This window comes from Kribbella sp. CA-293567 (assembly GCF_027627575.1).
Lineage (GTDB): Bacteria > Actinomycetota > Actinomycetes > Propionibacteriales > Kribbellaceae > Kribbella.
This window is the reverse complement of sequence record NZ_CP114065.1, coordinates 6,277,692-6,292,608: the sequence shown is the minus strand read 5'-3', so window position 1 is coordinate 6,292,608 and position 14,917 is coordinate 6,277,692. Positions and strand designations below refer to the sequence as shown.

The window sequence follows — 14,917 nt, the reverse complement described above, 5'->3', positions numbered from 1 at the left end:
CATCCTCCCTGTCGCTGCCGCAGACGAGGATCATTTCACGATCGGGGCCTGCCCGGGGCAGGTCGACGCGCCCCCACGAACTGGAATCGTTCCCCTACTGTTAGTAGGCTCTGCTCTCCAGCCCCGTTCTGCCGACGTTCTGCGAGGTCGCTGATGCCCGACACCAAGATGTCCCCGAGCTCGGTACCGGTCGGGGTGGACACCACGCGGGCGAGCATCGCGCGGGTGTACGACGCGTTCCTGGGCGGCAAGGACAACTTCGAGATCGACCGCGAGGTACTGCGCCAGGTGGCGACGGTGGCCCCGGAGGTGACCGACCTGGCCTGGTCGAACCGCAACTTCCTGGTCCGCGCGTGCCGCTTCCTGGCCGGCCAGGTGGGCATCACGCAGTACCTGGACTGCGGTTCCGGCCTGCCGACCGCGGAGAACACCCACCAGATCGTGCAGCGGCTGGAGCCCAAGGCCAAGGTCCTCTACGTCGACAACGACCCGGTGGTGCTCGCGCACGGACGCGCGCTGCTGGAGGAGAACGAGCAGACCCTGTTCATCAGCGCCGACATCTTCAAGCCGTCGGAGGTGCTGGACCACCCGGAGGTCCGGGAGTTCCTGGACTTCGGCCAGCCGATCGCGCTGATCCACAACGGCACCATGCACCACTACCTCGGTGACGACGGCCCTGGCGTGATCAAGCAGTACACCGACACGCTGGTCGCGGGGTCGTACGTCGTGCTCTCGCACTTCCTCGACCCGGAGACGCCGGCGCACGCCAAGACCGCCCGCGCGCTGGAGGAGCGGTTCACCCACAGCCCGATGGGCAGCGGCCTGTTCCGCACCTACGGCGACATCCGGGCGATGTTCGGCGAGCTGGAACTGATGGAGCCCGGCCTGGTGCTGTGCGACGAGTGGTGGCCGGACGGCCCCCGGGTCAAGCCGCTCAGCCAGATCGAGGAGTGCATCGCCGGCGGCGTCGGCCGCAAGAACTAAGAGGTCTCCGAGACCAGTACGGCGGTGGTGTCCGCGGCGAGTGCCTTGAACAGATGGGGCACGTCGCCGGGGTAGGCGATGTAGTCGCCCGGGTGCAGCTCGATCGGCTCCTCCAGTGGGCCGATCAGGGCCCGCCCGGTGCTGAGCACGACATGCTCGATCGTGCCGGGCATGTGGGGCTGGGATTCCCGGCCCGGTCCCGGCGCGACGACGATGCGGTAGAGGTCGCGCCTGGCGTGGGGTGGGCTGGCCGCGACCAGGGTGGCGCTGTAGTCGGCATGCTCCGAGCGGATCGCCGGACCCTCGTTCGCCCGGATCACCTGAACCTTCGGGCGCTGTGGCTCGAGCAGGTCGGCGAACTGGATCTCCAGCGCGACGCTGAGCGCCCAGAGCGTCTCGACGCTCGGATTGCCGGTGCCCGACTCCAGTTGGGACAGGGTGGACTTCGCGATCCCGGCCCGTTTGGCCACCTCGGTGAGGGACAGGCCGGCCCGGCCGCGCTCGCGGCGCAGCGAGGACGCGATGACGTCGAGTGGTGCCTTGCTGTCCATCTGTGTTCGCTCCATCGGTCCAACCGTTCGGCTTGACGAACGGTCTCGAGGTGTTCATCATAAAACACATGCGTTCGACATGGCGAACAATCGATCCTGGACTGCTGCGGGACATCGCGCTGGTCTGCCTGGCCGACGGCATCGTCGGGCTCTCCTACGGTGCGATCAGCGTCGGCGGGGGACTCGCGTTCTGGGTGCCGATCGCGCTGTCCGTGCTGGTGTTCGCCGGAGCGTCGCAGTTCCTGTTCGTCGGGATCGTCGCGGCCGGCGGCAGCCCGGTCGCCGCCACCGTGGCGGGGTTGCTGGTGAACAGCCGGCACGTCGCGTTCGGGCTGGCCGTCAGCGATCTGATCGGCGGTGGCTGGCGGCGGCTGCCCGGCAGTCACCTGATGACGGACGAGAACGTCGCCTTCGCGCTCGGGCAGGACGAGTTCCGGCAGAAGCGGGCGGCGTACTGGGTCTGCGGGATCGGGATCTTCGTCTGCTGGAACCTCGGAGTGGTGATCGGGGCCGCGGCCGGATCGGTGATCACCGACACCGATGCGTTCGGGCTGGATGCCGCGTTCCCCGCGGTGCTGCTTGCGCTGGTGCTGCCGGCGTTGCGCGAGCGGTCGACGCGGACGGCTGCGCTGGCCGGGGTGGTCGTTGCCTTGGCGGCCACGCCGTTCCTGCCGGCCGGATTGCCGGTGCTGCTCGCGTTGACCGGCCTGGTGTTCTTCCGAGTTGCCAGACCCGTTGCTGCGTTGGAGGCTGCGCGATGAACGACACGACGATGCTGGTGGCGATCGGAGTGCTTGCCATCGGCACCTTTTCGCTCCGGCTGGCCGGGCCGTTGCTGCGGACCCGGTTCGAGTTGCCGGAGCGGGCGCAACAGGTGATGTCGGCGGCGGCGGTCGTGCTGCTGGCCGCGCTGGTCGCGACCGCGGCGCTCACGGACGGCGACACCCACGCGGGGATCGCGCGACCGGCGGGCGTGCTGGTCGGCGGCGTACTGGCCTGGCGGAAGGCGCCGTTCGTGCTTGTCGTGGTTGCCGCCGCGGCGACGGCCGCCGGGCTGCGGTTGCTCGGCGTACCGTGACCGGGGCTGGGCGCGCGGAGTCTCGCTGGCACTATCCCGCTTCGGTTCAGGGAGTTACCAGTCCAGTCTCGTAGGCCGTCACGACGAGCTGGGCCCGGTCGCGGGCAGCCAGCTTGAGGAAGAGCCGCGACACGTGGGTCTTCGCGGTCAGTGGCGAGAGCACCAACTGCTCGGCGATCTCCTGGTTGGACAGCCCTCGCCCGACGAGGCCGAGAACCTCCCGCTCCCGCGGAGTCAGACGGTCGAGCCGCCCGTCCGGAGCCGGCGACACCGCCGCGGCAATCTCTGGTACGGCGACCGGAATGGCCGCCACGTAGGCCTCGATCAACCGCCGGGTGACCTGCGGGGACAGCAGAGCTTGTCCGTCGTGGACCAGGCGGACCGCGTCGAGCAGGGCGCCGGGATCCACGTCCTTGAGGAGGAAGCCCGAGGCCCCGGCGCGCAGTGCGCCGAAGACGTACTCGTCGAGCTCGAAGGTGGTCAGCACCAGTACGCGGGTGCCGGTGAGCCGGGGGTCGGCCGTGATGCGCGCGGTCGCTTCGAGCCCGTCGACCCTGGGCATCCGGATGTCCATCAGAACCACGTCGGGCATGGTCCGGGTGGCCAGCTCGACGGCCTCGGCGCCGTCGACGGCCTCGCCGACCACCTCGAAGTCGTCCTCGGCTTCCAGGAGGGCACGGAAGCCGGCCCGTACCAAGGTCTGGTCGTCGACCAGCAGCACCCGGATCATGGGGCTCCGATGGGGAGCGACGCGGCCACCCGCCAGCCGCCACCTGGGCGGGGCCCGGCCTCCAGTGAGCCGCCGAGAGCGGCGGCCCGCTCTCGCATCCCTCGCAAACCTTGGCCTGATCCGGTACCGGCACCAGCCGGTGCTCCGGCCGGACTCCCGTCGTCCTCGACCGCGAAGACCACGAGGTCGTCGTGCCGGGTCACCAGCACGTGCGCCGAGGTCGGGCCTGTGTGCCGGAGCACGTTGGTCAGCGCTTCTTGCACGATGCGGTAGCCCGTCGCGCCTACTGTCGCCGGGAGAGCCCCGCCGTCCGCGCCCAGGTCGACAGCGATGTCGACGTCGAGACCGGCAGATCGCAGGCTCTCTCGCAAGTCGGAGAGACCGTCGAGGTCGAGGGTCGGGTGCACCGGCGCGGAAGCGCCGGGACCGTCGTTCTCGCGCAGCACCCCCAGCATCGAGCGCAGGTCGTTCAGAGCGGCACCGCTGACGCTTTTGATGTCCGTCAGGGTGCGGCGAGCCTGTTCGGGGTTCCGGTCGAGCAGACGCGCGCCGACGCCGGCCTGCACGTTGATCGCCACCATCGCGTGAGCGACGACGTCGTGGACGTCGCGGGCGATCCGGAGTCGCTCCTGCCCGACTCGGCGCAGAGCCTCCTCCTCCCGGGTGCGCTCGGCTGTGCGCGCCCGCTCGAGCAGCGCGGCGGTATGGGCCTGCCGCTCGTGGGTCGCCACTCCGAGCGCGAGAGGAAGCGCGACCAGGCTGAGGTTGCGCGCGGTGTCCCACGAGAGCACGGCATGCGGGCTGCGGGTCTGCAGGATGATGATCACCACCGGGACGAGCAGGGCTGCCGCGGCCAAGGCAGTCCGGCGGCCCCGGCGGGTGGCCAGCGCGTAGGCGCACAGCACGGCTGGGAGCACCGAGGTGTTGTAGATCTGTGCGGTCACCAGCACCCCGAACAGCGTGAGCATCGCCAGGAACAACGCCCACTCCGGTGCCCGCCGGCGCAGCACCAGCGGGAGCGAGGCGGTCACGATCGCGGACACTGCGAGCACACTCGGCCGGGCCTGGTCGAGCACCTGTAGTTCCACCACCATGGCCGCGATGCACAGCAGCGCCGGTACCCCGTCGGCGACGAGGTACCGGAAAAGCTTGCGACGCTCAGCGGCTCCGGTCACGCCCCGAGAGTAGCGGGCCGTGACCCGAGCCGGCGTCGTCCTCAGGGAGTACTTGCCAGGCGCTTCGCCTCGGCCTGCGCGAGGTGTTTGTTCGCGTCGGAACCGCCCTCCGACAGGCCGATCCGGTCGTGGAGCCGGCGTAGCGGCATCGGCGCCCACCAGTTCCATTTGCCCATCAATCCCATCAGGGCCGGTACCAGCAGCGAGCGGACGACGAAGGCGTCGACCAGGACGCCGACCGCGGTGGCCAAGCCCAGTTGCTGCATGAAGGAGATCGAACTGGTGCTGAACGCCCCGATCGCGACCGCCAGCAGGATCGCCGCCGAGGTGACGACACTGCCGGTACGGCCCAAGCCGGTTGCCACCGCGTCACGCTCGGAGAGCCCGGCCTCACGAGACTCCTTGATGCGGCCGAGGAGGAAGACTCCGTAGTCGGTCGACAGCGCGAACACCACGGCGGCGGCGACCAGGAAGTCGGTCGGTTCGATGCCGCCGTTGGGGGTGTAGCCGAGCAGGCCGGTCAGGCGGCCGTCCTGGTAGATGAAGGTCAGTACCCCGAGGGCGACACCAACGGTCAGGACATTCATCAGCACCGCCTTGATCGGCAGTACCACCGAGCCGGTCATCAGCCACAGCACCAGCATCGTGAGGCCGACCAGCAGCGCGATCGCGAGCGGCAGGCCGGCCGCGATGGAAGCCTGCTGGTCGACGAACTCGGCAGCGGGTCCGGCGACCAGCGCGTCGACACCCTTGCCGTCGGCCAGTTCGCGGACGTCGGCGACTGCTTGCTGGGCGACGTCTCCGGCGGCGTCACCCGCGACGACCAGGTCGATCTGCCAAGTGTTCTGGCCAAGGTCGACGGCTTTGGCAGGGACTTCGACACCTCGCACGGACGAGGCCGCCTCGGCGAAGGCCGCAGCCTCGGCCGGGTCTCCGGTGCGCACCACAGCGGTCACCGGAGTGTTGCCGGAGCCGTCGTACTTCTGGGCCAAGGTGTCGCTGACCACGCGGGCGCTGAGGTCGGTGGGCACCACGGTGCCGTCGACCGGGGTCCACTCGGCTCGCAGCGCCGGCACCGCGAGCGCGACCATGACAGCGGCGGTCGAGACGGCTACCAGTCCGGGGCGGCGCATGACCAACTGCGAGAGGCGGTACCAGCGGGCCTCGGACCCGGAGGCCTGTCGGGACCGGCGAGCGAGCTTCGCCCCCCAGAGGCCGAAGACCGCCGGGGTGACGATGAGCGAGGCGACCGCCGCGATGACCGAAACGACGGCGCCGGCCAGGCCCATGGATCGGAGGAAGCCCAGCGGGAACACAGTCAGCGTGATGAGCGCGACCGCGACGGTGGCCGCCGAGAAGGCAACAGTGCGGCCGGCGGTGCGCATGGTGGTGGCGACCGCACCGAAGGTCGGGCCCTGACTTTCCAGTTCCTCGCGGTAGCGGCTGACCAGGAAGAGGGTGTAGTCGATGGCCAGTCCGAGGCCGAGTCCGATCACCAGGTTGAGCGCGAAGACGCTGAGGCCGTAGACCTGGTTGATCCCGGCCAGCGCCAGAAACGTGCCCATGACGGTGGTGATGCCGACGGCCAGCGGCAGGACCGCGGCGCGGCCGCCGAAAATCAGCAGCGACAGCACGATCAGGATCGGGAAGGCCAGCAGTTCGGCGCGGCTGAGATCTTCGGCGACCCGCTCGCTGAGCTGAACGCCGGCGACGGCCTGGCCGCCGACCGTGACGGCGGGGTCGTCGGCGAACGCTTCCAGGACGTCGGTGGCCACGTCGTTGCTGCTGACGCCGGCCTCGAGAGTGCCGAGGACCAGGCTCGAGGAGCCGTCGGTCGCGGACCCGGCCGAGGTGACCGCGGCGATGCCGTCGACCGCTTTGAGCGTGTTGGTGGCGGCGCTGACCGCGGGCCCACTGGAACCGCCATCGACGAGAAGTACTACGCCGGCCGACGGGCTGCGTCCCGTCGCGGCCTCGGCCCGCTCTACGGCGCGGACGGAGTCGGCATTCGAGGCCACGAAGCCGCCCTCCGTCTCGAGAGCACCGGCGACCGGACCGCCGATGACACCGGCGACGACGACGAAGAAGAAGATCGCCACCAGAGAACGACGTGGGGCTGAGTGGAGGGCTTTCAGGGCCCGGCCAAGAGGTGAGGTGGTCATGGCCCCAACCCTCGTCGCAGGCAACGGGCCGGCGCGTCATGCCGGGGGAGTGGGTCAGGACCCGACGACGACGCGGGTACGTCGCCCGGCGTACACCCCTCGGCGTAGCCGCGCAGGCGGCGCAGCGCAGATGGCGCAGCGGCGACGGCAGCCGGGCTGCGGCGGTTCGGCGTACCGTGACCGTGGTCGGCCCTATCGTTCTGGCATGAAACGAGTCGCGCTCGCCAGCTTCGCCGTCGGGGCCGTCCTGGCCGCGTTCTTCGCCGTGTTGCTGGTTCGCAACCTGCCGAGCACGCCACAGCCGATCGGCGCCGGGAGCGTGCAGCTGAAGAAGGACGGGTTGCAGTTGTGGGCCTCCGTGCGTGCTGCGGAGCCGGCTTGTGAGGTGAAGAACTCGGCCGGTTCCGAGGTCGCGCTGACGGTCGCGACCGGATCGGAGCGGATCACGATCAACGACAAGAGCTGGTACCTGGTCGCGCGGTCGACCGACGTCGTTCCCGCCGGCGACTACACGGTCAGCTGCGTCGCGGCCGATCCCGGTACGACGTACGCCGTCGGCCCGCGACTGTCGATCGGGACCTTCGTGCTGTCGATCCTGGGCCTGGTGTTCTCGCTGCTGATCTTCATCGGGCTGGGGGTGGTGCTCCTGGTGATCAGCTCGGTCCGCAAGCGCAAGAATCAGCCAGGCGGTACCTTCCCGAGTGGCGGCCCCGGCTACCCGCGGCAAGGCAACACCTTCCCGGGCTACCCGCCGCCCGGCGGCTACAACCCCGGCCCCAACCCGGATCGCCCGCAGGACCGCTAGCTCGCGGTGCGAAGGCGAGGGCGTCGAGAAGTCGCCAGTACCGGTGACCGGCCAAGGCTCGGCCACCGGCTGAGGCGTACAGGCTGCTGAAGGTGGTGCCTGCCTCGACTCCGTGGAGCAACGCGAGCGCTGTCGAGCAATGCGCGACGTCGAGGTCGGCCGGTCCCCAGGACGTCTCCACCCAATCCACTACGCCGCTGACCCGACCGCCGTCGAACAACACGTTGCTCGGATGGAAGTCCCGGTGCAGAAAGACCACGCCTGGTACTCGCGAGGTCTGGCATCGACCGTCACCCGATGGATCGCGGCGAGCTGCTCGGCCAGTAGCACTGCTCGTTCGGCCGACCCCGGCTCCTCCACGTGCACGACACCAGGCAGCAGCGTCATCAGCAGTGACGGGTGGTCGCAGTACCGGGCTTCCGCGTCGACACCGACCAGCTCCGCGGCGAGGATCTCGGTGGGGTGCTTGACGAAGAACTCGTCGACGAAGACGAGGGGATCAGGCATGGACCACCGGCGAGCCCTTCGGCCGGAGCAGGAAGGCGCCGACGTACAGCAGGGCGGCGATGATCAACAGACCGTCGAAGCCGATCAGCAGGGCGGCGTACTCGAGGCAGCCGCCGAGCATCGCGCCGAGCAGGTTGGCACCGAAGCTGGCCGTGCCGTCGGCGGTGTCGGTGAAGCGCTTCGCGAAGATCACGTTGGCGGCGAAGATCGGGGTGAACGCGATCACCACGGCGACCAGGGCCCGCAGGCCGACCGGCATCGACAGCAGCCAGCTGTCCGGGAACACCCAGCTCAGCAGCAACCCCGCGCCGAGGACGACGTACATCACCTTGACCGGTGGGGTCTTGAACCTCCGCGTCACCTCGACGGCCGCCAGGACGGCGACCAGCACCCCGGCGAACACGATCGCGTTGACCACCCACGTCGTACCGAACAGCAGGGCGAACCCGGTGATGCTCTTCGTCTCCAGCAGCATGAAGCCGGCGCCGAGCAGGAACAGGTCGGCGTACGGGCGCATCCGCCGGTACGACGAACCGCCGCCCGCTATCCCGACGCCGATCAGCCCGGCCAGCAGCACCAGGCCGAGCGTCACCAGGTAGAGCGACGGGATCCGGTCGGTGAACAGGTAGAGGAACGGCCGGTTGTCGGTGGCGGGCGGCGGCGTGATCGCCGTCTTGCCTGCCCATGCGGTGCCGCAGGTCTGGTCGTTCTCGGTCAGTCCGACGGTCACCACGGCCTGCTGCAGGTCGTCGCCGACCTTGTCCACGCACGGCTTGTGCCCGAAAGCCTTCTCCGCCGTCAACGCGAGCCGGTCGATCAGCCAGGTCTCGCGGTAGTAGTTGTACATCGCGAACGCGCCGCCGGGAGCCAGGTGCTCCTTGGCGCTCTCGAACGCCTGCTGGGTGAACAGGTAGCTCTCCAGCCGCAGCGAACTGGCGCCGTTGACCAGCGTCAGCGAGTCCGGCAGCGCGAGCAGGATCAGGTCGTACTTCTTGTCCGTCCGGGACAGGAACGCCCGCCCGTCGTCGATGTACGACGTCACCCGCGGGTCCTGGTACGGGCGGTCGGGGTGCCTGGCCTTGCCGATGTCGCGGATCTCCGGGTCGATCTCGACCGCGTCGACGTGCTCCGCGCCCTTCTTCAGCGCGATCGCGACGTCGGAGCCCGAACCCGCGCCGATGATCAGCACGTTCTTCGGCGCCTTGCCCGCGTTGGCGCGCTCGTACGGCAACCCGTACTGCGGCTCCCACTGCAGCCGCGAGTCGGCCGGGATCGCCTGCTGGTGCGGTACGCCGTTCACCGTGATCGTCAGTAGCGGTACGCCTTGCCAGTCGTACCCGGAGGTCTGCACCTTGTAGTACGGCGACCAGCTGTTCTCCGGCCGCGTCGACTCGTGGAACAGCACGCCGACCATCACCAGCAGCGGCGACGCCACCAGCGCGGCGCTCAGCGCGGTCGCGGTCGCCTTCTGCTGCGGAACCATCAGTGCCAGGAAGGCGATGGTGACGATCGCACCCCACCAGATCGGCGGCGCGCCCAGGAACGACAACCCGGTGAACAGCAGGATGCCGGCCAGGCTGCCGATCAGGTCGAACCGGTACGCCGTCAGCCGCGGCAGCTCGCCGAAGCAGCGGCCGACGAGCTCGGCCGGACCGGCCAGAATCACCGCGGCGGCGATGAAGACGATCGGCAGGATCGCCCAGGTCGGCGGACCGGTGGTCTCCAGGCTGGTGAAGTAGATGACGCTCGACGAGTTGCCCCGGTTGACCGTGACCGGCTTCCACGCGATCACCGCGACCAGCAGACCGAGCGCGATCGGCGAGTAGTACGGCAACTGCTTCGCCCGGCTGGACCGCAGGATCCCGATCCCGATGCCGAGGAACGAGCCGAGCAGCACGAAGTTCGAGAAGTAACTGAGGTGGACGACGTTGGACCCGGTCCACCGGATCAGCGCCAGCTCGAGGAACAACATCAGCGCGCTGGCGAGCACCAGGCGCGGCCGCACCGCGAAGGGACTGTGCCAAGCCGGAGCGCTGACCTGACCGGGGGTAGACGAGTCGACTGCCATGGGCGGGGACCATACCGGATCAGGTGTGGTCTACATCACCCTTGCTGGTTTTTTTGGGTCTGAGGTTTTGACCCACCCGTACTCGGATCGCGGGGTGCGGGCGTTGCGCCCACCCGGCACCACGGTGGTGGGTCGCGGATCCTGCGGCATCACTCCGGCGTTTGCGGCGGGCAACAGGTTGGCTCACCTATGCAACGCGAGCAGGAGAAGCATCGCGTTGTTCCAACTGTGGTTCGGGCGGGCTCAACGCGGCGGCGCGCGATGTGAGCACGGGTGGGGCAAAAGCACCGGCGACCACCCCCACAACTGAGGGTGGCCGCCGGCGGTTGTCAGCGAATGGCGGGCCTCGCCAGCTGGCAGCCGGACTTGTTCAGGTCGAGGGTGCGGGTCGCCGTGAGGCAGGTGTAGAGCCACCAGGTCTGCTGGCCGTACGCCGCGCCCTGGTCGACGGTGATGTTGCCGGCGGCGTCGACCTCGCACGGGTTGTTCATCGTGCAGCGGCCGCCGTCCTCGTTGCCGGTGTTGTTGACGCCGATCACCTCACCGGTCGACGTGCTCACGATCGGCGAACCCGAGGTGCCGCCGATGGTCTGGCAACCGGGCTGGCGGTACTTGATCGAGCTCTTCATCACCCAGCCGGCCTCGCGCAGCTCGGGGATGGTGCTCTGCACCGAGCAGGTGTAGATGCGCTTCCAGTAGCCGGAGACGACCGCCATGCCGGCGCCGGCGGCGGGAGCCTGCTTGGCCAGCGTCAGCGGGGTGACGTTCAGCCGGTTCTTGATCGCGGCGTAGCTCTCGGTCAGCCGGTAGAGCGACACGTCGGTCTTGGTCATCGTCGCGTAGAGGACCCGGTTGGCCCGGACCGTACCGGCGTTGCTGGAGCTGGGCCGCAGCAACGTGAACGAACGGGAGGAGGACCGGTTGACGATCACCTGGCCGGGACTCGGCATCCCGCCCTCGTAGCAGTGGCCGTTGGTGAGGATCAGGGCCGGGTCGGTCGCCAGCGATTCGGCGTACCGGACCAGCGAGCCGGAGCAGTTGCTGAGTGCCGCGATACCGGTGTAGTCGGCGCCTGGTGCGGCGACGGCGGCCGGGGCGGAGGCCTGGGGTGCGGCCTCGACGGCGAGTGCCTGGCTGCCACCGAGCAGCGCGGCGCTGAACGCGACGGTGGTCGCGGCAAGGGTACGGAACAGTCTCATGGGCGGTTTCCTGTCCTCACTGGAGTGCTCGCAGTCTGGGGCGGTGCGAGCGGGCCGTAACCGGCCCAGGACTCTTCGTATCGGAACATCGGGTGCCGTGACCATCACCAAGGCGTGAAAACGACCCTCCGCGCCGGAGTACAGGGGTAAACCTGCGGCAACGCCCGTTCGGCCCTACGGCTGGTCGGCGCCTGCAGTGGGTGAGCCTCCTGTTACCCTTCGTCTCCGGATCCGCCCGGCTCGAACCATGACCTCCTCCGGTACGTCGTACCCGGTGAGGACGGGGGACAGGAGGCATGTCGGCGCACCTGAGAGGGTGGTGTCGTCCATGCCACGGGAGAACGGAAGGGACCATGCCGCAGGACAGCAAAGACCTGCGCAATCTCAGCGAACCGGTGCGGTTCAGGCGGGCGCTGACGCTGCTGCTGATGACGCTGATCCTGCCCGGATCCGCGCAGATCGCGGTCGGCAGCAAGAAGGCGGGCCGCTGGGCCTGGCGGGTGCTGGCCGGCATCTTCGCGGTCGTCGTCTTCGTCGTCGTGCTGTCGCTGATCTGGCGGGCCGGGGCGATCAACCTGATGGTCTCGCCGACCACACTGCGGTTCGTCCAGATCCTGCTGATCCTGCTGGCGATCGGCTGGGCGGCGCTGTTCGTCGACGCCTACCGGCTCGGCCGGCCGCTCACGCTGGAGCGCAAGCACCGGCTGACCTTCAGCATCCTGGACGGCGCGCTGATCGTGCTGGTCGTCGGCGCGCTGATCTGGGGCAGCACGATCGTCTCCACCCAGCGTGACTTCGTCGCGTCGGTGTTCGGCAACGGCAAGAAGTCCGACGCCGACAAGGGCCGGTACAACGTGCTGCTGCTCGGCGGCGACTCGGGCACCGACCGGGTCGGCACCCGGCCGGACAGCATCACGCTGGCCAGCGTCGACGCGAACACCGGCCGGACCGTACTGATCGGCCTGCCGCGCAACATGGCGAGGGTGCCGTTCCCGGCCGGTACGCCGATGAACAAGGAGTTCCCCGAGGGGTTCCGGTGGAAGGACTGCGCCGAGAACTGCCTGCTGAACGGTGTCTACACCTACGCGGCCGAGCACCCGGCGTTGTTCCCCGGCGATCCGAACCCCGGCGTCACGGCCACCATGCAGGCGGTCGAGGGGATCACCGGACTGAAGGTCAACTACCACGTGCTGATCGACCTGGCCGGCTTCCGAGACCTGCTGAACGCGGTCGGCGGGATCACCCTGGACGTCGGCAAGCGGGTCCCGATCGGCGGCATCGGTTCACCGATCAAGGGGTACATCGAGCCGGGGGCCAACCAGCATCTGGACGGGTACCACGCCCTCTGGTTCGCGCGGTCACGGGCCGGTGCGACAGACTACGAGCGGATGACCCGGCAGAAGTGCGTGATGACGGCGATGCTGAACCAGCTGTCACCGCAAACGGTGCTGGTCAAGTTCCAGGGCATCGCGAAGGCGAGCAAGAAGGTGGTCAACACCGACATCCCGGCCAGTGACCTCGGCACCTTCACCGATCTCGCGCTGGACTCGAAGAAGCTGCCGGTGTCAAGCTTCTCCGCGGTCCCGCCGCTGATCAGGACCGGTAACCCGGACTTCGAGCTGATCCGGACCAAGGTGGCCGAGGCGATCGGAAAGTCCGAAGCGCTGGACAAGTCGTCCGATGACGGAGACGGTAAGACCACGAACACCCCGAGTAACCCCCGCACGACCACCACCCCGAAGAAGCCGAGCAGCACCAGCACCAAGCCCGGTAAGAGCAGCAGCACCCCGTCCAAACCCGGTAACGACGTCGACGACGTCGCTTCGATCTGTAAGGCCTGACCTGAACATGTCCTTGTCTTCCTGGCCCCCCGTCTCCGTCGTGATGCCGGTGCTGAACGAGGAACGCCACCTCGAAGAGGCCGTAGGTCGCGTACTCGACCAGGAGTACCCCGGCGAGCTCGAGGTGGTGCTCGCGATCGGTCCGAGCAAGGACAGAACCCAGGCGATCGCCGCCCGGCTGGCCGCGGCCGACCAGCGGATCACGATCGTCGCGAACCCGACCGGCAAGACGCCGGCCGGCCTGAACACCGGGATCTCGCACGCCCGCCACGACATCGTCGTACGGGTCGACGGGCACGGCGTACTGACCCAGGGCTACATCACCCGCGCGGTCGAGGTGCTGCACGAGAGCGGCGCCGACAACGTGGGCGGCGTGATGGCGGCCGAGGGCCGGACGCCGATCGAGATGGCCGTGGCCTGCGCCTACCGGTCGCGGCTCGGTCTGGGCGCCTCCACCTTCCACCAGGGCGGCAAGGCCGGTCCGGCGGACACCGTGTACCTCGGCGTCTTCCGCCGCGCCGCGCTGGAGCGGGTCGGCGGCTTCGACGAGTCGATGCACCGGGCACAGGACTGGGAGCTCAACTACCGCATCCGCAAGACCGGCGGCCTGATCTGGTTCAGCCCCGACCTGTCGGTGACGTACCGCCCGCGCTCCTCGCTGAAGGACGTCGCCAAACAGTTCTTCCACACCGGCCAGTGGCGCCGCGAGGTCATCCGCCGCCACCCGGAGACCGCAAACAAGCGCTACCTGGCCCCGCCGGTAGCGGTCGTCCTGCTGGCCCTCGGCACCATCATGGGCATCGTCGGCCTCGCCACCGGCATCAGCATCCTCGACATCGGCTTCCTGGCTCCCCTCGGCTACGCCCTCCTCCTGCTGGTCGGCTCCGCCATGGAAGGCCGCTACCTCCCCTGGAAAGCCCTCTTCTGGCTCCCCCTGATCTGCGCCACCATGCACGTCTCCTGGGGCCTCGGCTTCCTGATCGGCCTCCAGGAACGCCCGGCCCCGCCCGCCACGGCCCCCGGGGCTCCTGCTTCGGCCTAGTACTACGCCCGCTTCGCGCCTCCTCCGTCGCGGCTCGCGATGGCTGGGGCCGGCGGCCTGGATACTCCAAGGAACTCACATGCGTCGGCTGATCCTCGCCCCAGCTGTCTTGACCGCACTAGTACTGGCCGGGGCCAGCTGTACTACCGAGCCTGCAGCCATCGACGATCAGAAGACGGCACCGAGCACTCCGTCGGCGACGCAACCTGTCGAGACGTCGGTGGCGCCTATGTCGCTTCTGCAAGCCAAGAAGGCGTTGCTCACTCTGCGGGATCTTCCTGCGGGCTGGACTGGCGGTAAGGCCACAGAAGAGCCTTCTCGGCCGGAAAAGACCGGGAGCTACGATCCGGCGGAGTGCGTGGTAGTCCTGCATCCGCTGCACGAACGGGGCGCACCGCTGAAGAAGGTGGGAGTTACTTTCACTTCGGCGACAGATTTCAGCATCTCCGAGACGGTCACCACGTGGCCGGTAACGCAACGAGGAATCGTCCAGCGCGTCGCGGACACGCTGTCGAGATGCTCAGCATTCAAGCTGACCTATCCGACCGGTGAAGAGTCGACCTTCACCGCCAGGCAGGTGGCGCTTGGCGGGCTGAGCGATGTCGTTGCAGTACATTTCGAAGAGACAAGCGGCTTCCGGTATGGGATGCATGTCGGATGGGCCGTTCGAGGTGGCGGGGTGCTCCGCCTTCAGATGGGCGACTCGTACAGCGAGGCCCTGTTCGTCAGCACCCTGTCGAAGGCGACCTCGAGGCTTGAAGACGCGGCCGGCTGA

General features: G+C 68.9%; 14 protein-coding genes and 1 pseudogene. 7 read left to right on the top strand and 8 right to left on the bottom strand.

The window, feature by feature from the left end; translation table 11 throughout:
* Window positions 1-153: 153 nt before the first annotated feature.
* On the top strand, window positions 154-984 hold the full coding sequence (locus tag OX958_RS29135; RefSeq protein ID WP_270133150.1) for an SAM-dependent methyltransferase: 831 nt from the start codon (window positions 154-156) through the stop codon (window positions 982-984).
* On the opposite strand, the gene OX958_RS29130 is transcribed toward OX958_RS29135, so the two are convergent.
* On the bottom strand, window positions 981-1,550 hold the full coding sequence (locus OX958_RS29130; protein ID WP_270133149.1) for a helix-turn-helix domain-containing protein: 570 nt from the start codon (window positions 1,548-1,550) through the stop codon (window positions 981-983). The genes OX958_RS29135 and OX958_RS29130 overlap by 4 nt on opposite strands.
* 53 nt (window positions 1,551-1,603) lie before the next feature.
* Between OX958_RS29130 and OX958_RS29125 the strand changes: the two genes are divergently transcribed.
* Together OX958_RS29125 and OX958_RS29120 are read left to right on the top strand one after the other, a co-directional pair.
* Window positions 1,604-2,296: an AzlC family ABC transporter permease gene (locus OX958_RS29125; RefSeq protein ID WP_270133148.1), complete on the top strand. Its 693-nt coding sequence runs from the start codon at window positions 1,604-1,606 to the stop codon at window positions 2,294-2,296.
* The gene (locus tag OX958_RS29120; protein WP_270133147.1) at window positions 2,293-2,613 is read left to right on the top strand and encodes an AzlD domain-containing protein; all 321 of its coding nucleotides are present in this window, start codon (window positions 2,293-2,295) and stop codon (window positions 2,611-2,613) included. The genes OX958_RS29125 and OX958_RS29120 overlap by 4 nt, the downstream gene beginning before the upstream one ends.
* A gap of 46 nt (window positions 2,614-2,659) precedes the next feature.
* On the opposite strand, the gene OX958_RS29115 is transcribed toward OX958_RS29120, so the two are convergent.
* From OX958_RS29115 to OX958_RS29105, 3 genes are read right to left on the bottom strand one after another with little or no spacing between them, the layout of a single operon-like run.
* On the bottom strand, window positions 2,660-3,343 hold the full coding sequence (locus OX958_RS29115; protein ID WP_270133144.1) for a response regulator transcription factor: 684 nt from the start codon (window positions 3,341-3,343) through the stop codon (window positions 2,660-2,662).
* Window positions 3,340-4,518: a sensor histidine kinase gene (locus OX958_RS29110; RefSeq protein WP_270133143.1), complete on the bottom strand. Its 1,179-nt coding sequence runs from the start codon at window positions 4,516-4,518 to the stop codon at window positions 3,340-3,342. The genes OX958_RS29115 and OX958_RS29110 overlap by 4 nt, the downstream gene beginning before the upstream one ends.
* Before the next feature lie 41 nt (window positions 4,519-4,559).
* Window positions 4,560-6,680, bottom strand: coding sequence for an MMPL family transporter (locus OX958_RS29105; RefSeq protein ID WP_270133141.1), 2,121 nt, complete (start codon window positions 6,678-6,680; stop codon window positions 4,560-4,562).
* Between the two features lie 205 nt (window positions 6,681-6,885).
* On the opposite strand from OX958_RS29105, the gene OX958_RS29100 reads away from it, so the two are divergent.
* On the top strand, window positions 6,886-7,485 hold the full coding sequence (locus OX958_RS29100; RefSeq protein WP_270133138.1) for a hypothetical protein: 600 nt from the start codon (window positions 6,886-6,888) through the stop codon (window positions 7,483-7,485).
* 121 nt (window positions 7,486-7,606) lie between these two features.
* On the opposite strand, the pseudogene OX958_RS35415 reads toward OX958_RS29100, so the two are convergent.
* The 4 genes and pseudogenes from OX958_RS35415 to OX958_RS29085 all read right to left on the bottom strand — a co-directional run.
* Window positions 7,607-7,708, bottom strand: a pseudogene (locus tag OX958_RS35415) (phosphotransferase); the annotation flags it as partial.
* Entirely contained in the window at window positions 7,675-7,992 is a 318-nt protein-coding gene (locus OX958_RS29095; protein ID WP_270133137.1) for a hypothetical protein, read from the bottom strand. The pseudogene OX958_RS35415 and the gene OX958_RS29095, both read right to left, overlap by 34 nt.
* Window positions 7,985-10,060, bottom strand: coding sequence for a spermidine synthase (locus tag OX958_RS29090; protein WP_270133136.1), 2,076 nt, complete (start codon window positions 10,058-10,060; stop codon window positions 7,985-7,987). The genes OX958_RS29095 and OX958_RS29090 overlap by 8 nt, the downstream gene beginning before the upstream one ends.
* A gap of 329 nt (window positions 10,061-10,389) precedes the next feature.
* A complete protein-coding gene (locus OX958_RS29085) occupies window positions 10,390-11,259 on the bottom strand; it encodes a S1 family peptidase (RefSeq protein WP_270133133.1) in 870 nt (289 codons plus the stop codon).
* A 353-nt stretch (window positions 11,260-11,612) separates the two neighbouring features.
* Between OX958_RS29085 and OX958_RS29080 the strand changes: the two genes are divergently transcribed.
* From OX958_RS29080 to OX958_RS29070, 3 genes are all read left to right on the top strand, one after another.
* Complete coding sequence (locus OX958_RS29080) at window positions 11,613-13,100, top strand: LCP family protein (RefSeq protein ID WP_270133131.1); 1,488 nt, start codon at window positions 11,613-11,615, stop codon at window positions 13,098-13,100.
* 7 nt (window positions 13,101-13,107) lie between these two features.
* Window positions 13,108-14,142 carry a glycosyltransferase family 2 protein gene (locus tag OX958_RS29075; RefSeq protein WP_270133129.1) on the top strand — a complete coding sequence of 345 codons (1,035 nt, stop codon included), beginning with the start codon at window positions 13,108-13,110 and terminating at the stop codon, window positions 14,140-14,142.
* A 79-nt stretch (window positions 14,143-14,221) separates the two neighbouring features.
* Entirely contained in the window at window positions 14,222-14,917 is a 696-nt protein-coding gene (locus OX958_RS29070; RefSeq protein ID WP_270133126.1) for a hypothetical protein, read from the top strand.